The following is a 19,517-nucleotide window of genomic DNA, read 5'->3' as shown; positions in this document are numbered from 1 at the left end:
GCTATCTCAAACCTAAATGGGATTTGTATTCCCCCACATGTAGATTAAAAGGATAAGAATTCCAACAATCTCCAGATTGGTTGGGTAAAGTGATTAAACTTGCACATTAAGACAGCTACAGAAAATTGAAATGAAATTTCAGGAAGAAATAAAAAGTTGGAAAAAATTCCCAAACGTAGACACGCTCGGATATTATCATTGTCTTGGAAATTACATTCAGCTTAATGAATTTGAAGATGAAGCCGAATTCAAAAAGGCTGTTACAAATCCTAGTACAGAGAAAAACAGATTTAGTACATATGTACACGAAAACCAGCACTATATAGACCAAGTAAGTACTTATTGGGGAATATTAAATATCTTCAGAATTTTTAGGGCATTTAATGCTGCAATTTTAGGAAATGAGTATGATTTCCATTACTACCGAGACTTAATTCTAACCCTTCAAAGAGATTATTATTTAGAATATTATACAGAACAATATAACTTAATTGAAGGGAGTTATGCTGATAGATGGAAGTTTCAGATTACGGTAGGCCTTAGGTTTGATTTTAATGGAAATGTAAGTGAAGACAAGCCCATTCCTTTCGTGACTTTTAGCTCAAGTGATGGAAGAAAAATTAGCAGGGTTCCATTAAGCGTTGCTTCTCTTTTAGAAACAACTGCAACTTATGCAGAGTATAATTTTTTACTCAATGAAGCATTAAAATTAAAATCACCTCATAAAGAAACTCAAGGAGAAGCTCTTTCTTCTAAAATTGAAAAAAAACTATATCATCCTGAACTGACACTATATTCTGCAGCAGTTCATCTTACCTCTGTTTATCTAAAGATAAAGGACCCTATTTTAGGATATAAAGTTTCATCTGTATTTGCAAAAATTGCATTAAATATTCCTAATTCTCTTTTTAATGATGTTTTGATTCCTAAAGAGTTTAAAGCCAGTGAAATTTGGGTGAAGAATTCAAACAATTTATTAAGAAATAACGACCGAGGGTTTTTATTCTACCTTCTCTTAACAAACTATAGTGAAACCTATGGAAAAATTGATGGCCATGAAATAGATGTAAAGAAAATACTCACTGCGTCAAATCTGCCAGATGAAGAAACCATAGAGGGTATAATTTTAGAAGAAATCTCAAAGTTTGATGAGGAGATTTTAATTGAAAAGAATAGTTTCAATCGTCAGATTATTGATAGAATTTTTTTCGGAAACCAATTTCGAGAAACAACGGGATTAGGACAACAAAAGCCTTCTATAGATTTGTCGGAATTTGTAAGAGACAGACCTTATTTGATATTTGCATCCACCTTATTTGATTATGAAGATTTGGAGCTAAGGCCGATTAGAGACAAAGTGATTAGGCAAGAAGATATATCTAGAGAAGAATGGTTCAGGCTATATACATATTGTGAACAAAGAATAGATGGTTTTAATGAGATTTGTGGAATATAGCCTTGCTAAATGCGCACTACACTGTTGTCACTACACTGAAAAACAATAATTTATGCCGGGGATAAACTTATCCGATTTTTTCAAAGAAAAGCGATCTGCTTCTGAAATCAAATCCGAAATACTTAATGAATATTTCAAAGCTTGGGCCGCTATTCTTCTTAAAGGGCAACAATATCGAAAAATTAACACCCTTTTATATGTTGATTTATTCTCTGGTCCAGGATTATACGATGATGGAAAACCTTCCACACCAATTAAAATTTTAAACAGTATAAACCAAAGTAAAGGTCAGTTTATCGATTTTGATAAAGCAGTTAAAACCTTTTTTAATGATAAAAGTGAAAAATTAGCTAATGACTTAAAAAGAAATATTGAGAACCTTACATATTATAATGACATTACAAATAAGCCAGTAATTGCTAATGAGCCAGCGAGTCAAAAAATGCTCGAAGAATATTTACAATCTTCAAATCCAAGTTTAACTTTTATAGACCCACTTGGTTACAATTATACTCAGAATATGCTTTTGTATTCTGTCAAAAATTGGGGTTCTGATTTGTTTATGCTGTTCAACTTCAATAGGATTCGAGCTGCAATTAGAAATAAAAAAGTAAAGCAGAATATGCAAGGTATTTTTGCTTCTTATTACCATAAAATTCTGGAATTCTATAAAAAAGAGGAAAGACCTCATCAAAGAGAGGATTTTATTATAAAAACATTTCAAAAGATTTTTGAAGATAGGGGTTATTTCATCTTGAAATTTAGAGTGAACTTCCCAAACAGAAATCAGACAAGTCATTATTTGTTCTTTATTTCTAAAGTTCATATTGCCATTACTCGAGCAAAAGAAATAATGACTAAATACAGTGACACGCAGGAAGATGGGGTTCCCTTATTTGGGGCAAATCTAAAACAAGACCCACTGTTTTTTCCTTCCTTGTGTGTTTATTCAGTTAAAAAATTGAGCAAAATTATTTTGAAAAAGCATACAGATTTTAATCATAAAACTATTGAAGAAATATATAGAGAACACAACTATAGTACGAACTATGTAAAACAGAATTATAAAGATGCAATTGAGATTCTTATAAGCAACAATAAAATTACTTTATTTGATAAAAAGGGAAATCCAACAAAAAGAATTACTTATACAGCAAAAATTAAATTCAATTAAGATGGCACAATCGAGTATAGAATGGACAGAAATGACTTGGAATCCGACAACCGGCTGTACAAAAATATCACAAGGTTGTAAATTTTGCTATGCTGAAATAATGTCTAAAAGACTTCAAGCAATGGGAGTTGAAAAGTATAAAGATAATTTCAAAGTTCGCACACATGAATCTGCTTTAAAGGTACCTTACACCTGGAAAAAGTCAAAAGTTGTTTTTGTAAACTCTATGAGCGACTTATTCCATGAAGAAATTCCTTTGGAATTCATTAAAAAGGTTTTTAAGGTTATGAATGATAACCCGCAACATGTTTTTCAAGTCTTGACCAAAAGAGCAGAAAGACTATACGAATTGCACGAAGAATTAAAATGGTCACACAATATTTGGATGGGCGTATCGGTTGAAGAACAAAAAGTAGAAAAGAGGATTGACTTTTTAAGAGATACTAATGCAAGAGTAAAATTTCTATCTCTTGAGCCGTTAATTGGGCCTCTAAAAAATTTAAATTTAGATAAGATTGATTGGGTGATAGTTGGCGGCGAGAGTGGTCATAATCCTCGACCTATGGATGCAGATTGGGTTATTGATATTCAAGAGCAATGTGAAAGCGCTGAGGTAGCATTTTTCTTCAAACAATGGGGAGGAAAGAACAAAAAGAAAAATGGTAGAGAACTGAACGGACGAACTTATGATGAGATGCCTGAAATTGAATTGCAACACAGTGTTTAAAAATAGATATTCAGAAACCGGGTTACATCCTATTTACTATGTGAAAAATTTCAACTCTACAACCTCCTCACCGCAGCCTCACTCAACCCCGTATGCTTTTTAATTTCAGCATCAGACATACCGCTAGCTTTTAAGGATTTGGCAACCTCCTTTAACCCTTCCTTCTTGGCCTTTTTCTTTTCGGTATCGATCTTCCATTGTTCCAGCTCCTTTTTTTCGGGGCCCATGATCTCAAACAGGCCAGACTTTCGTAGTTCGTCCATGATCCCCTTGTCGGCAAAGCTGGTATAGCCGTCCTCGGTAATGATCAGGTGGTCCACCACTTCAATATTGATCAGCTTGCCCACCTTTAGCATACGGTCGGTAAACTCATGGTCTCCTTTAGAGGCATCTACCGAGCCACTGGGGTGGTTGTGCACCAAGATCACCTTTACGGCCAGTTTGTAAATGGCCATACGGAATACATCTGGCGGGTCGGCATTTACCCGGTTTACCGCACCAAGGCCAATAAGTTCTATAAAAAGCACCTTATTCTTGGTATCGAGCCCCACCACCCAAAAATGTTCTTGGTTGCGGCGGATCTTGTTTTCGCGCAGCAATATCTGCTGCATTACAAAGTAGATATCAACAGAATTTAAGACCTTAATTTTCTGTTCCTTGGTAAGACGGACGTTCATATTTCAAATATACAATTTGTGGGCAATAGGGTGGGGCAGGCCCAAAAGAAGTATCCTAAAATTATCCACTATCCATTGTTCCAAACTTTGGAGGTGCCGGTTATGGCCGAAACTTCATAAAATTGTTCCTTGATCCCGTTAGGGCCAAGTGTTATGGTGGCAAAGCCATTAAGCACCCTAAACTCCAACAATTTGGTTGGGGGAGTGCTATTGGGCATTGGCGTTTGGGAAAAATAGTCTATCTCTGGATTGGTCTTGCCACCGGTGTGCAATGATGTTCCTTTTCCAAAGGGTATGGCGCCATGCCCCACACAACGCAGTTTAGGGATTTCACCCGACGGACATTTGTATTTGCCCGCCACAGATTGGTCGTTATACACAATACCATTATGGATATGGCCATAGTACCAGTAATCCGGAGCGCGCCCAAGAGCATTGACTACCTGGGTGAACAATGGCTTTTTTATGTTGGTACCATCATAGGTTGGTGGGGTAAGGTCTTTTCCATCGGCGGTCATACCCGTATGGTGGGTCATTAAGATGATTTTTTGCGTGGCACCAATGTTCAAACTTTTGATGAAATTTATTTGATTGGTATCGTATAAAGCTCCATCCATATACATTTTACTACTATCATAAAAAGCGGTGTCCAACCCTATAACGACCCAATTACCAAAGGTGATGGCAAAGTAACTTGTGTTGTTCTGGTCTTTAAGAAACAAAGGGTTGGCCAATGCAACATCAAAATATCCGTTGGCCCCATCATACATTTCATGGTTGGAGTTCAATGTGAAATTGGCCATTTTACTTCTAGGGAAATGTTTTAGAAGCTTGTTCATCTCTTCTTTGCCCAGGCCTGCGTAATAAACATCGCCAAGGTGCAGGGTTATGTCTGCTTTCTCCTCAGGAGGCAGATTTTTAATGGCATTGCCCACCAAAGAAGAGGGCGATGGAAATCCTTGATCATTATAGATTCCCGTACCCCAATCTCCCATAATGGCAATGGTAAGTTGGTCTTGACCCGTAATCTTGGTGGTCACGGGAGTTGTGCCAAATGTTGCATCCGCTTTTCTGTCCCATCTATAATACAGGTAATACACCAAGGATTCTGTCCAATGATAATCCAGCTGTGCGTACAGTGTTTCCAGATAGAGGGTGCCATCGGGGGCCACAACACCGGGGCCATTGGTTACGTTTTTCATCCAAATGTCCCAATCTGTTTTATGGATGTCGGTATTGGGCATTCCCATCCATTTTAGAATGTCCACAACACCCTTGGGAAATTGATGTAATAGATAGAGTGCGGGGCCATATTCAAGATTACCATCTGAAGGTAATGGCCTGTCTTTCATAAAGTCGATAAATCGAATCTCACTTTCTTTAAGAAAAACCCAATCGGATTGAAGTGGGTTATCAGCGATAGGAACTGTTTGGTCTATGCTCAAAAGATCTTTGGTGAGTTGGTCGGATAATTCAGTAGTGCTAGACATGAAGTGTTGTTAGAAGTTAATTGTCAGTAAGTTAACAATAAATACGAATTATCTTGCAATCTTGTAAGAAAAGAAATAATATAATACTCAATATATGCTGAAAGTTATCCAGTGTCCAATATTTTACTCCTGATATTCTTGGGATAATTGTCTGGCTGGTGCCATGGCCAAGAATGCCCAATTTTCAACGGTTATTTCTGTTGATTTCAAAGAGCTAGACGAACCATATATATCTTCAGGTCCCTATTGATAATTTAGAATTATCCAGTTGGCATTGGCTATAAATTGCTTTTCGTCTGCTGTATTCTTAAATACCAGATAAAGCGAGCTTTGGTCCACTGTGGGTTGGACAGGAATCTGATAACTCTTCAAACTTTGCTCGGTTTTATGGAAATAGCCCAAGGGCGCACTGCCAATGCGTGTGCCTGTTGGAGAACCTTCCCTGACTTCGAGTATGCCTTTATACTCATAGTTGGCAATGTAGAAAGTGGAAAAACTAATACTTTTTAAGCCGTTGAAATTAACATTGTTGAACCCGATGTAACTGTTATGTTTTATGGAGCTTACGAGTTCAAAGCCTTCGTTACTCCAATCCCCAACATCATCACTCCTATCATCAGCATTTTCCGCCTCAAGTTTTGAAGCTTTAAAAATTACCTGTGAGCTTGAGGCCAATTCAGAGTTGGGAACCTTGGGATGCCCGTTATCCAAATAGGAAGCCATCAACACATATTTTCCACCAGTATTACCATTTATATGTTCTGTAAATTCAACTTTTCCAGAAAGAGGTAATAATTGTTCCTCTACTTTTTCATCCGGGCTTAACGATAGAATATAATCCACCATTTTACCTATTTCCTCAATTTCCAATTGCGGGTGGGCAGACATTAATGATTCTCCCCAAACGCCAGAACCTCCTTTTTTGACCCTATCTATAAGATAATTCCGGTTTTCCTTGGAATATTTTTCCGCAATCTCCATATAACTCGGGCCGTTTACTTTTACATCCAAAGCGTGGCAAGCTGCACAGTCTGTGGCATCAATGAGTTTTTTCCCTTCGGGAACCACATTTTGCTGATGGCCGATAGTGGCTTTTATCATATCCTCACCCTCTGGAATATAACTAAATGTAACCTTGACCTTGTCTGGAGGAATGGTTCCACTTTCTGAACTACCATCCTCGGCATCGGTAACCATGACCTTATAGGTAACTTTTTTATTATTGAAGTATATTGAATCCTTGGGTTCAATTTGAATTTGAAGTTCTGGAGGTGTATTTCCTACCAAAATCTTTGTCCGTACTGTGCTAAAGTTTCCGGCTGGGTCTAATACTTTTAATCGAACGTTATAGACACCAGCTTTTTCGAATGTATGACTTGGTGTAACGTCGGTTGATTCAACTTGGCCGTTATTGGAAAAAGACCATTCGTAACTTAATTTGTCACCATCGTAATCTATAGAGGATAAAGCCGAAAATTCAACAGTAAGGGGAGCAGGACCTACCTCGGTATTTGCCGCAATCTGCGCCACGGGTTTTAGGTTTCCTTCTATATACGATATTTGACTTAATCTTGCATCCAAGTTTCTGGAGACCCACTTTTGTCCATATTCCAACATGTACATTTTACCATCAGAACCAAAAATCATGTCCATGGGATGAGAAAACTCGGTATTTGGCATAAAGGGATCCGATTTTACATAGTTGTGATTTTCATCTAGCGTAACAACATAGATCCAATCCCGCATCCATTCATACACAAAAAACTTGTTCTCAAAATAATCAGGGAACGTTCCATCTTGTGCATTTGGATAATCTGAAGAATGAAAAACTATACCAGCCATTGGATTAACACCACCTTCTCCCAACCAAGGAAATTCTTCTGACCGATCGTAGGAATACCAAATAAGTGATTCCTGTGCCGGCGGAAGTTCTTTTATCCCAGTGTTGTTGGGTGAATCATTGATTAAACGGTTCGGGTCGAATTTGGGTCCATGCTGCTCCTTAGCAAAATCGTAATCGTTGTATAGTTGATTGTTACCTCGAGTATACGGCCATCCCCAAAAACCCGCCTTTCTGGCCTGGTCAATTTCGCCCATTCCTTTAGGTCCCCTATTTTCATCACCCTTGCCTGCATCTGGACCAACATCACCCCAATACACATAGCCAGTTTTGGAATCGATTGAGAATCTGAATGGGTTACGACAGCCCATGATATAAATTTCAGGTCTAGTATTGGGCGTGCCTTCAGCAAACAAATTTCCTTCTGGAATTGAGTACGTACCGTCATCTTCCGGTTTTATTCGAAGTATTTTTCCGCGAAGATCATTGGTGTTGGCTGCAGACTTCTGAGCATCCCAAAGTGCTCTGCCTTCTTGCTCGTCAATGGGAGCAAAACCTTGCGATTCAAATGGATTAGTATTATCACCAGTTGCTATAAATAAATTGCCATTTGGCCCAAATTCTAGAGCACCTCCACTATGGCAGCATTCACGCAATAGGGGAATGGTAACTAGGATTTTTTCTGAATCAAAATCCAGCTGGTCACCCTTAAGGGTGAATCTTGAAATATGTTGTTCTTCCTTATCTGCCGCCGAATAAAAAAGATAGATCCAATTATTTTCTATGTAATTGGGGTCAACCGCCAACCCAAGAAGACCATCTTCGTTTCCATAAAACAAATTTAACTGTGAGATTTCTTTGGTCTTGGAAGTCTTAAAATCATAAAGTTTGAGTAATCCTCTTCTTTCTATAAATAAAATTCCTCTTCCCGGTAATTCGGCCAATTCCATAGGTTCATCCAAATTAAAATCCAGAATTTTTTTAGTAAACCTGTGCTCTGGGGGTACTCTATCCGTTTTGACCTTGTCATAATCAAGTGAGCCGTTTGACGCATAATTTATACCTGCTAATAGATGTTTTAAAAAGTTCTCATCGATAAAGGTTTCGTTGGTATGTCCCATACTGGTATAAAAGGACTTGCCTCCGTCAAAATTGTGATGCCATGAAACGGGGTGATGCTCACCATTCTCGCCGCCTTCATAACTGTTTTCGTCAATTTCTATGAGTACGTTAATATCAGGATTGATGCTATTAAAATTGTACCACTCATCCTCTTTAACCCAGGTGCTGTCCAACATTTTAGTAGTAGAATGGGTTTTGTTTACAATATTTAATGTAGCAGGTTGCACTTCGGGATGGTTTTTAAAATAGGCGCCTACCAACTGATTGTACCATGGCCAATCGTACTCTGTGTCCGTAGCAGCATGAATTCCAACAAAACCACCTCCTGCTTGTATATAGCGTTCAAAATCTGCTTGCTGAATGGCATCCAGGATATTTCCAGTCGTATTAAGAAATACAACTGCAGAATAATTTTGAAGCGAATCTTCAACGATGTATGAGGCATCTTCGGTGGTTACGACCTTGAAATCATTTTCCTGTCCTAATTTTTTCAGGGCAATTAGTCCAGATTCAATCGATTCATGCCTGAAGCCTTCAGTTTTACTGAAAACCAAGATTTCTTTTTGACTTTTTCCACAGGAAACCACTGTGATTAATAGCAGAAGTATAGACAGGTATTGTACAGATTTCATGGTTGTATAACTAAATGGATTGGACTATGGGACTGGAAGTTACATATTTAATGAATTCCAATTGTGTAGATTAGGTCAGTGAAATATTTTATACAATCACTATGGAATTCTCACTTTAAAATAAGTTTCAGTCTTACAAAGAAGCAACTAGAATTTTGGCGGTTATTTTTTGCGTTTTAGTTTGAAGGACAATGCGATGATAGCTATCAGTAGTCCCAGGAATTCGCGGGTACCTTCCAAATAGGGTTTTTCATAAACCATTTCGCCAAAAATCTCTGATTTGTCCTCTACTTGCATCCATTCTAAAAGATAAGGAATATGGAATATGCAATAGATTGAAAGGCCCAAAACCAATACCCAAATTAGCATCTGATTTAGGGTTTTAAATGCAGCGTATAGATGAACTATGGCTACAATTCCGTAAACGATAAACCAAATCCATCCATCTTTATCATTTAATTGAAGAGCGGCAAACAACGAAAAAATGATAAATAACAGGGTGTTTATGGATTTTTTCATGGAGAAAGATGTATTCTGGGTTTTCATAAATTCAATTTTACCCTTCGGAGGATGGGTATTTGGTTGCACCTATAAATTTAATTACTTTTCAATCTATTTTGTGTAAAAAATTTCAATGAAAGGTACTATACAGGAAATTCAACCATATCGAGCTGAAGGGATTGTGTATAGAGCGGATAAATGCCTGCCCTTGGTGGATGCTGCCCAGCGTAAAAAAATCAAATCCAAAATGCTGTCGAGGCATACCTATCCCGGTGATAGATTGGATGATAACACCTTAGGGCTTAATAGCATCGGCTATTGGGATGCTCATGAGCCACAGGATTGGGGGTTGGATTGGCACAGAAATGAGGGAATCGAATTTCATTTTTTAGAATCTGGAACCATGCCTTATTCTCAAGAAAACAAAGAAGTCATACTAAAACCGGACTATTTGACAATTACAAGACCTTGGGAAGTGCACAAAGTAGGAAATCCATATGTTGGAATGGGAAAATTCTATTGGGTCATCATCGATTTAGGTATACGAAGACCCCATCAAGACTGGAAGTGGCCTGATTGGATTACAATGACCCAAAGGGATTTGTTCAAGCTGACCACGATTCTAAGGCAGAATGAAAAGTCAATTCTGAAAACCAATAAAGAGGTGCGGAATTGCTTTATAAATATTGGTAGGGCAATAGACCTGGACAGATCTGGAAGCAATGCCTCCAAAATAAGACTGCACATTAATCATTTATTGATATTGCTTTTGGACCTGTTGGATACGGATGACATGATTTTGAACGAATCCCTCACCGAAAGTTCTAGAAGTGTGAATTTCTTCTTGAAAGAATTGGAGAATAGCTTAACTGAAAATTGGACCATAGAATCCATGTCGCAGTCTGCTGGAGTAGGGGTAACTCGATTTACATATCATTGCAAGCAAATTACAAATCTTACACCTATGCGTTATTTGATGATGAGACGTCTCGAAATGGCAAAAAAAATGCTTTTGGAAGATATCAATCTTACCGTGACCGAAGTGGCGTACCGATGCGGCTTTACCACAAGCCAGTATTTTTCTTCAGTTTTTAAAAAACATGAAAAATGCACTCCTAATCGATACAGGCAAAACAATTTGAGTTTAGCCTAATTTACCTTTTACGAAATAATCTTTTACTCTGACGGAATTATCATTTCGACAGCTTTTATTGGCTTCCTGCGCTTATTTAGCTGATAATTATAAATGAAAGGTTATGTTTAAAAAATATCGGGTCCTTAAATGGACATCACTCTTTATTCTTTTTTTAGTTGTTGCAGTAGTTTGCTTTGGCTTTTGGTTTAAAAGTCTATTGCCACCTATAAATCATGATGATGAAGTGGCAACGGTAAAAGATTTGCCTTATTTGTCGGAAAACATAGTTCCTCACAGGGGAAAGATATTGGCCGTGGTAACAAGCACGGATATCATGGGAACCAGCGATAAAAGTACAGGTTATGAACTAACAGAGTTGGCTCGAGCGTATTACATCTTTACCGCCAATGGTTTTGAAGTGGATGTAGCAAGCCCAAAAGGAGGGAAGCCACCAGTTGTAATAGACGATGAGGATATGGGAGAGTTTGACTTCGCATTTTTAAATGATTCAATAGCGCAACATAAAACAAGCCATACAATTCCGATGGAAGATGTGGTTGCGGATGATTATGAAGCGGTTTTTTTCGTTGGAGGTAAAGGTGCCATGTTCGATTTTCCGGATAATAAAACAATTCAAACTTTGGTGAAAGATTATTATCAGTCCGACAAAGTGGTTGGTGCTGTCTGCCATGGTCCTGCGGCACTTGTAAATGTAAAATTGGACAACGGGGCATCACTTTTGGAAAACAAAACAGTAAGTGGTTTTACAAATAAAGAAGAGCTGTTGCTAATCTCCGATGCTGAATCAATCTTCCCCTTCCTTCTTCAAGATAAAATGATTGAACAAGGTGCAAATTTTAACGAAGGGGTGATGTATTTGGATAACGTTAGTCACGATAGCAATTTAATTACGGGTCAAAACCCTTGGTCTACATGGCATGTTGCTGAACAAATGGTACAACAATTGGGTTATACGCCTAAGTATAGGAAAATAACTGCAGAAGAAAACACAGTAAAAGTGCTGTTGACCTATGAAAAACAAGGAAAGAAGGAGGCTAAGAAAATGATTGAAGACCTGTTTAGTGAAAATAAACCCATGGACAGGATACTATTGGCAAAACATAGTATAATTTCCGTTATGAAAGGTCAATTAGGTGACTTCCCTAGTTTAATAAGTTTGGTTTCTTATGCGAAAAAATGTGAAACTAAATCAAAGAAAATATAGGTAAATTTGGAAAAATAGCTATTTGGGTTTTTCAGATATACTTCTTGTTATTATCAGTAGTGCGGGCCTTTTACACGGGATAGCATTTGCACTCTACCTATGCTTTTTTAAGAAGAAAAAAACACTGCCCAATTATCTTTTAGCTTTGATTTTGGTCTTTATGGCCTTTCGAATTGGTAAATCCGTAATGCTGAATTTTGGCAGCGATTTAGAGCCCGCATTCATTTTTGCGGGTTTAGCTTTTCTTCTATTGATAGGCCCCTTTTTGCGTTGGTACGTTTCCGGAATGACGATTGTCGGATATAAATTGCCGAGGTATTACCTTATAGAACTATTGCCTTTCGGATTAATTTTTTTAAGTAGCTTCTTTGTAACAAAAAGTTGGTTTGACACCAATAGCAAGGAAGTTATTATCATATTTGGAAGTGCTCTGATCTTTATCTATCTACATTTTGCATTTTATATTTTCATTACTGCTAAAGCCGTACGTAGAACTAAACAAAAATATCCAAGTAAGGAATGCACCAAATCACAAAGGGCAATTCTAATCTGGTTGAATCTTTTAACGATTGGTTTCGCAATCATTTGGATTTCATACTTCCTAAATATTATAGAAGATGCCGTCCCTTATATAATAGGCCCTATCATATATTCGATGGTTGTATATTTTTTGAGTTTTAAGGCATTTCAGCTTAGAATCACAGATATGGACGGAAACATGTTCAAAGAGAATGACGATTCTGAGCTATTTAAACAAATTACTGATTTAATAGAGCAAAATAAACTTTACTTGGAATCCAATGTATCTCTTTCTAGTCTTAGCAAGTTATTAGGAGTTAGTACTCAAAAAGCCTCAGAGGTCATTAATCAACATTCAAAACAGAACTTTAATGACTTTATAAACCATTATAGAATACAGGAAGCCAAAGGATTGCTTCTGGATGTAGACAATGAAAATTTTACCATAGCATCTATAGCATTTGATGCCGGCTTCAGTAGTTTGTCTTCATTTAATAGTGCTTTTAAAAAGTTTGAGGGTATTACTCCGTCTTCTTACAGAAAAAAGAATGCATAACCTTATTCTTGGAAATTAGATTTTAAATTCGTAATCCTTATAAGGCTTTTATTAATTAACTTCAGGTATCAATATTTTTGAAATAAAAAATAATGAACCTTGCATACTTATTTATTTTACTCTTAGGGTTTCAGGCTCTTTTGATTGCCATATTTTTCATATTTCGAAAATCGCAAATTAGATATGCCAATATAATTTTAGCCCTTTTTTTAATTGCAGCTGCCTGGCTGCTTATTTTCACAGTGATTTATTGGTCCTTATTATTATTTACTAAGGAATATGTTCACTTCTTTTTTACCTATTACATCCCATTTTCAACCTTTGCGCCTTTGTTTTTTTTCTATATCAGAAAGGTTGTCACAGACAAGTCTGTTAGCTTGAACAAGGATTTCTGGCATTTTATTCCCCTGTTATATGTTATCATTGGTATTGCTCCTTTCTTCTTCTTGACAGCAGATGCTAAAATGGAATTGGTTATGAAAGCCCAGACACGGGACTATGCTTACCTGCTTTTCCCTTTTGGATATTTAGATGCAGTTTTGGTGTTAATTATGATAGCGTATGGAGTGGCTATTGTAAAAAAGTATTGGAAAATCTACAAGGGCAATCGAGATTTAAGGATTTGGACTCGGGTAATTATTTTAGCCTTTCTTGGTTGCGTATTCGGTTTTTTTGTGAATTACTCATCTTATTTTTTGGGAATTAGTTCGCTCTCTCAAGATTATGTTGTGATACTTTTTATTTCAATATTCGTATTGATCATATCATATTTTGCCTTTAATTATAGTGCGATTTTCAATGGTGTCCCAATTGAAAATGTTCTTCCTTTTGTGAAATATAAAAAGACCGGGCTTTCCAAAAATTACTCGCTTGAACTTAAGGATAAATTGGAGACTCTAATGTCCAACGATAAACCTCATTTGAATAGTGAATTAAGGTTGGATAATCTGGCTGAATTACTTGGCATAAGCAGACACCATGCTTCTCAGATTATCAATGAATATTTTAGTTCTAACTTTTTTGATTTTATTAACTCACATAGAATCATTGAAGCAATTGAACTTTTGGAAGTTCGAAAAAAAGAGGTCACACTATCCGAAGTGGGCTATCTTTCCGGCTTCAATAATACCGTTTCTTTCAACAAGGCTTTTAAAAAGAATACCGGCCTTACTCCATCCAAGTATCGTGAACTTCTAATGGATACGGACAAAACTTTTAATTAGTATCGGCAAAAACCGAAAGGTTTATAAGGCTTCTCATAAATGGTTTCTCATTTATGTTGTTTTACCTCGCAATTGTAAAGGTAAGGTGGTGAGAAGCCTTACTTCTTTCGGAACTGACAACCATTAGGTTTTGTTCTTATTTTAAGAAGTTATTTGAATTAGCTGTCAATGCTTTAAAGCCACCTTCCTTTCTCTTTGCACTAACTCATAATTTTTAACAAAACCTTAGATTCTATGAAACTAAAAAAACTGTTAGGGGTTTTGGTGCTAGCTATATTTTACTGCACCACCTCCCTAGCCCAGGAGAAAATAATTAGTGGTACGGTTACCGATGCCGCAGATATTCCGTTGCCTGGGGTCAACATTGTCGTCGAGGGCACCACTAATGGTACCCAAACAGATTTTGATGGTAACTATTCGATCAGTGCCAGTCAAGGTCAGACACTACTTTTCACCTATATAGGGCAGCGCCCTGCAAGTAGGGCGATCGGCGCGGAGAGCGTTATCAACGTTCAGATGCAGGACGATACCCAGGCCCTTGAGGAAGTTGTGGTAACGGCCCTTGGTATCAAGAGAGAGAAACAAGCATTGGGTTATGCGGTTACCGAGGTAGGTAGCGAGGACCTAGAGCAAAGGCCCGATGGCGATGTTGCCAGGGTGCTCCAGGGAAAGGCCGCCGGGGTACAGATAACAAACCAGAGTGGACTTTCCGGATCGGGAACAAATGTAATAATCCGTGGTCTATCCACGTTCAGCTCCAGTAACCAGGCGCTGTTCATCGTGGACGGTGTACCTTTCAGTACGGACACCAACTCGCAGGGTAGACAGGGTGACAGAAATGACTTCATCAACGGTAACAACGGTTCGAGTAGGTTCCTTGACCTTGACCCGAACAGTATCGAGAGCGTGAACGTGCTTAGGGGTCTTGCGGCCGCCACACTTTATGGTTCACAGGGACGTAACGGTGTGATCCTTATCACCACCAAGGGTGGTTCATCAAGCGCCGCCGGTCCAAAGAAGACCGAGGTAACGGTAAATTCCTCCATTTTCTTCAACGAGATAGCATCACTTCCGGATTACCAGAACGAATACGGTAACGGATTTGACCAAAACTTTGGATGGTTCTTCTCCAACTGGGGCCCAAGCTTCAGGAGAGAGGGAGCAGCAGGATGGGGAAATCAAGGAGCAATAGATGACAATGGTACCCTTGCACACCCATATTCGACATCAACATCTGGTATCCAAGCAGCCTTCCCAGAGTTTCAAGGAGCTAGATACGAATGGAGACCTTATGATAATGTTGGAAGGTTCTTTAAGACAGGAACCGTGGCCAATACCTCTGTCAACGTAAGGGGAGCCTCCGATGATGGCAAGATAGGGTACAACGTGAACTACGGTTACCTTAAGGACAACGGTTTCACACCCAACAACAGTGTTACGCGTAACACCCTTTCAGTAGGTGGTAGGGCGCAACTCAGCAACAAGTTCACCGCAACAGGTACATTGAACTATGCAAGGACCAAGTTCACATCGCCACCGGTGGCACTCAGCCAGGGTAACGGTTCAACAGGTACAGGTTCCTCCGTGTTCGGCCACCTTTGGTTCACACCAAGGAGTATCGATGTGCAGGGACTTCCGTTCCAGAACCCGATCGATGGAAGCAGTGTCTACTACAGACAGAACAACTCCATCCAGCACCCATTGTGGACGGTGAACAACGCGGCCTCACTACAGGAGACCAACAGGGTGTTCGGACAGGCCTCCATCATGTATGACATCAACGATAACCTTAACCTTGTCTACAGGGCAGGTATCGATATCTATAGCGAGAACAACACCAACTACCAGAACAAGGGTGGTATCGGTGGTGGAGCCAGAACGGTGAGCGGTTTCTATGAGACCTGGAACAACACCAACACCATCTGGGACCACAACTTCCTTTTGAACGGAGACTATGACATTACCGATAAGATCGGGACCACCTTCAACGTGGGTGCCACTTCAAGACGTGAGATCTTTGACCAGAACGGTGTGGCCAGTGACGGCCAGCAAGTGTTCGACGTATTGAGGCACTTCAACTATTTGAACCAGAACGAGATCCAACTTTTTGTTGAAAGAAACCTCGTAGGTCTTTACGGGCAAGTGGATTTTGACTATGACAGCTGGGTGTACTTGAGCTTGGCCGGACGTAACGACTGGGTATCCAACTTCTCTCAGGAGAACAGGAGCCAGTTCTATCCATCTGCCAGTGTGTCCTTTATACCGACCGCCGCCATCGAAGGCCTAAAGTCGGAGAACGTGCTCAACTACCTGAAGATACGTGGTGGTATCGGGGTATCGGCGAACTTTGAGTCGTCCAACTATCCTATTGCAAACACACTTATCCTTGATACACAGGATGTACAGGACGGATCGGGAGCGAACATCGTGACCAACGAGGTGGGTACAAGAACAGGCAACCCTGCACTTAAACCAGAGACCTTGCAAGAGATAGAGCTTGGTATCGAATCCCGCTGGTGGGACGGACGCATCACCTTGGATGCTTCTGTATACAAAAGGAACACCAACGACCTTATCCTTGACAGACCATTGGATCCAGCTGCCGACCTTGGAACAAGAAGGGTAGCGGTGAACATCGGTGAGATCGAGTCGGAAGGTATCGAAGCAGATCTTGGGATCAACTGGTTCAGGGGCAAAGAGGAAGGTGACTTCAGCTGGAAGACCAACCTTAACTTTACCGCCTATGAGACCACGGTACTTGACCTTGGTGTCGATACCGACCAGGTTGTTTATTCTGGATTTAATAACCTTGGTAATGCTGCGATCGAAGGAGAGCCTTTGGGTGTATTCTTTAGTACTCGTATCCTAAGGGATGCCAATGGGGACTTTGTAGTGGGGGCCGATGGTAACTACGTACAGGACCCGAACGATGGTATCATCGGAGATCCAAACCCGGACTGGGTGGCCAACGTAAGGAACAGTATCTCCTACAAGAACTTCACCCTTGGTTTCCAGTGGAACTATACACAGGGTGGGGACGTCTACTCCAGTACCATCTCTACACTTTTAGGTAGGGGATTGATTCCAGAGACGAATGATAGGGAAGATACTTACATTCTTCCAGGTGTTGATGCCAACGGAAATCCAAACAAATTGCAAATAGTTAACTCAACCTTCTGGTTCAACAACATCCTTTTCGGACCAAGTGAACTACAGGTATACGATGCCACGACCGTAAGGTTACAGGAGGCCTCGTTGAGCTATGCGCTTCCAAAGAAGTTCTTGGACAAGACCCCATTTGGAAACTTGACCTTTACCGTTTCAGGTAACAACCTATACTTCAGGGCCATCAATACCCCGAAAGGTGCAAACTTCGACCCCAACACGGCCGGTCTGGGTGTATCCAACGGAGCTGGTTTTGATTTCATCAACGGACCAAGTGCAAGAAGATATGGTCTTAGTGTAAAGGCAACATTCTAAGAACAAAAAATTAAAAGATAATGAAAAGAATAAGTAAAAACATATTTACAGCATTTTGCGCAATGGCGTTAGTGTTGGTTTCCTGTGAGACCACGGAGTTGGATCTTACTGCGGACCCCAACTTCTTGACCCCGGAGCAATCTTCTCCCGATTTCCTTTTGAACTCGATCCAGGAGGATTTCGTGAGACAATTTGAAGGGGATGCGGACAGCGATGCAAATGATAACTGGGCATCGGGTGGTAACACCACTGGTGACGGTTTCAACGAGCTAGGAATGGAGCTTACACGTATCGTGAACATGAGCGGTAGGAACTATGTGAGTGCTTACCAAGGAAGTGACATGTCGGATGAATGGGACAATGCCTACAGGTTATTGGCCAACATCAGGACCATGGAGCCTTTGGCAACAGAAGCAGGACTTACGCACCACATCGCGATAACGCAGTTCATCGAGGCATACCTTTTTGTGACCATGGTGGACTTCTTCGGGGACGTTCCCTACACGGAGGCCGCAATAGCGGACGACAACTTCAACCCTGCAGCGGATCCGGGGGCATCCATCTATGATGCTGCTCTTGTTCTGTTGGACCAGGCGATAGCCAATTTTGGAACTGACCCTGCAGCCAAGCCACCGACGGATTTCTATTACGGGGGCGATGAGGATCAGTGGATCAGGGCGTGCAATACCCTTAAGATGAAGATCTACCTTCAGAGAAGGTTGGTCGATGGAAGTGCACTGGCAAGTTTCGATGCAATCGTTACCGGTGGGAACTATATCACCGATACCGCTGATGACTTTCTGTTTGCTTGGGGCGCTACCAGTGCTGCCCAACCTGATTCAAGGCATCCACGTTACGGGATCAATTATACCGCTTCTGGTGCCGGTGAGTACATGTCCAACTGGTTGATGAACCTTATGGACACCTCTGACGATCCAAGGATCCGTTACTATTTCTACCGACAGAATGCCACGGTTCCTGGACAGGATGGGACGGCTCCAGATGAAGTAACTTTGGTCTGTTCTTTACAAACAGCTCCGCAACATTATATCGACGGAGGCTTTACCTTCTGTAACCTTCCCAATGGATATTGGGGACGTGACCACGGTAGCGCTGAAGGAATTCCGCCTGATGGACTAATAAGAACTGTCTATGGTACGTACCCTGTAGGTGGCAAGTTCGATGATGATTCCTTTACTGCAATTGGATTGGTGGCCGGTGCCGCAGGTCTTGGTATCACCAACCTGTTGACCGCTTTCGGTGCCGATTTCATGATCGCGGAGGCCGCAATGGCATCAGGGGATGCCCCAGGTGCAAAAGCTGCCGTGCTTTCAGCACTTGACAAGTCAGTTGCCAAGGTACAGGCTTTCTCATCTACAAGATTGGCGGGTGCGGATGCTTCATTCGAGCCTTCAGCCGCTGACGTTACAGCTTACAGTGATGCCGTTGATGCAGCTTGGGACGCCGCCGATGCGGACGGACAGTGGAACATCCTTGCAGAGCAGTTGTGGATAGCCAGCTTCGGTAACGGGGTAGATCCTTACAACTTCTATAGAAGAACTGGGTTCCCGACAACACTACAGCCGAACCTTGAGCCGAACCCGGATGTTTTCATTCGATCTATGTACTATCCGACTAACTCGGTGAACAACAACTCGAGCATCAGCCAAAAACCAGATCAGCAACAGCCTGTATTCTGGGATACAGCTGGGGTTCCTGCGGCCAATTAATAAAAGTGCAATGAAAACAAAATTAGAATA

General features: G+C 40.2%; 13 protein-coding genes. 9 read left to right on the top strand and 4 right to left on the bottom strand.

The genetic code is table 11. The annotated features are described in order from the left end of the window. Positions 1–130: 130 nt before the first annotated feature. The 3 genes from ACOKFG_RS11850 to ACOKFG_RS11840 are packed head-to-tail and all read left to right on the top strand — an operon-like array spanning position 131 to position 3,357. Positions 131–1,456 (top strand): hypothetical protein, encoded by a 1,326-nt coding sequence (locus ACOKFG_RS11850; RefSeq protein ID WP_299485391.1) that lies wholly within the window; start codon positions 131–133, stop codon positions 1,454–1,456. Positions 1,457–1,508: 52 nt separating this feature from the next. Then, complete coding sequence (gene tcmP / locus ACOKFG_RS11845; RefSeq protein WP_299485389.1) at positions 1,509–2,630, top strand: three-Cys-motif partner protein TcmP; 1,122 nt, start codon at positions 1,509–1,511, stop codon at positions 2,628–2,630. Then, positions 2,569–3,357, top strand: coding sequence for a phage Gp37/Gp68 family protein (locus ACOKFG_RS11840; RefSeq protein WP_299485387.1), 789 nt, complete (start codon positions 2,569–2,571; stop codon positions 3,355–3,357). Before tcmP ends, ACOKFG_RS11840 begins: the two co-directional genes overlap by 62 nt. 56 nt (positions 3,358–3,413) lie before the next feature. Here ACOKFG_RS11840 and ACOKFG_RS11835 read toward each other — a convergent pair whose 3' ends face one another. From ACOKFG_RS11835 to ACOKFG_RS11820, 4 genes are all read right to left on the bottom strand, one after another. Beyond that, positions 3,414–4,034, bottom strand: a complete 621-nt coding sequence (locus ACOKFG_RS11835; protein WP_299485385.1) for a JAB domain-containing protein — start codon at positions 4,032–4,034, stop codon at positions 3,414–3,416. A gap of 68 nt (positions 4,035–4,102) precedes the next feature. Next, positions 4,103–5,524: a metallophosphoesterase family protein gene (locus ACOKFG_RS11830; protein WP_422861337.1), complete on the bottom strand. Its 1,422-nt coding sequence runs from the start codon at positions 5,522–5,524 to the stop codon at positions 4,103–4,105. Positions 5,525–5,767: 243 nt separating this feature from the next. Then, the gene (locus ACOKFG_RS11825; protein WP_422861336.1) at positions 5,768–9,118 is read right to left on the bottom strand and encodes a ThuA domain-containing protein; all 3,351 of its coding nucleotides are present in this window, start codon (positions 9,116–9,118) and stop codon (positions 5,768–5,770) included. Between the two features lie 162 nt (positions 9,119–9,280). Then, complete coding sequence (locus ACOKFG_RS11820; protein WP_298789769.1) at positions 9,281–9,664, bottom strand: transmembrane 220 family protein; 384 nt, start codon at positions 9,662–9,664, stop codon at positions 9,281–9,283. 88 nt (positions 9,665–9,752) lie between these two features. Between ACOKFG_RS11820 and ACOKFG_RS11815 the strand changes: the two genes are divergently transcribed. The 6 genes from ACOKFG_RS11815 (at position 9,753) to ACOKFG_RS11790 (ending at position 19,487) form a co-directional block, all read left to right on the top strand. Beyond that, positions 9,753–10,772, top strand: coding sequence for a helix-turn-helix domain-containing protein (locus ACOKFG_RS11815; RefSeq protein WP_422861335.1), 1,020 nt, complete (start codon positions 9,753–9,755; stop codon positions 10,770–10,772). A gap of 103 nt (positions 10,773–10,875) precedes the next feature. Next, positions 10,876–11,979 (top strand): type 1 glutamine amidotransferase domain-containing protein, encoded by a 1,104-nt coding sequence (locus ACOKFG_RS11810; protein ID WP_422861334.1) that lies wholly within the window; start codon positions 10,876–10,878, stop codon positions 11,977–11,979. Positions 11,980–12,139: 160 nt separating this feature from the next. Continuing rightward, positions 12,140–13,054, top strand: a complete 915-nt coding sequence (locus ACOKFG_RS11805) for a helix-turn-helix domain-containing protein (RefSeq protein WP_422861333.1) — start codon at positions 12,140–12,142, stop codon at positions 13,052–13,054. A 377-nt stretch (positions 13,055–13,431) separates the two neighbouring features. After that, positions 13,432–14,277 (top strand): helix-turn-helix domain-containing protein, encoded by an 846-nt coding sequence (locus tag ACOKFG_RS11800; RefSeq protein ID WP_422861332.1) that lies wholly within the window; start codon positions 13,432–13,434, stop codon positions 14,275–14,277. Between the two features lie 234 nt (positions 14,278–14,511). Then, a complete protein-coding gene (locus ACOKFG_RS11795) occupies positions 14,512–17,757 on the top strand; it encodes a SusC/RagA family TonB-linked outer membrane protein (protein WP_422861331.1) in 3,246 nt (1,081 codons plus the stop codon). A gap of 20 nt (positions 17,758–17,777) precedes the next feature. Next, the gene (locus tag ACOKFG_RS11790; RefSeq protein WP_422861330.1) at positions 17,778–19,487 is read left to right on the top strand and encodes a SusD/RagB family nutrient-binding outer membrane lipoprotein; all 1,710 of its coding nucleotides are present in this window, start codon (positions 17,778–17,780) and stop codon (positions 19,485–19,487) included. Positions 19,488–19,517: the final 30 nt, after the last annotated feature.

Source organism: Flagellimonas rhodophyticola, from assembly GCF_049332665.1.
Lineage (GTDB): Bacteria > Bacteroidota > Bacteroidia > Flavobacteriales > Flavobacteriaceae > Flagellimonas.
Note: the sequence above shows the minus strand (reverse complement) of the source record. Positions and strands in the feature narration are given on the sequence as shown.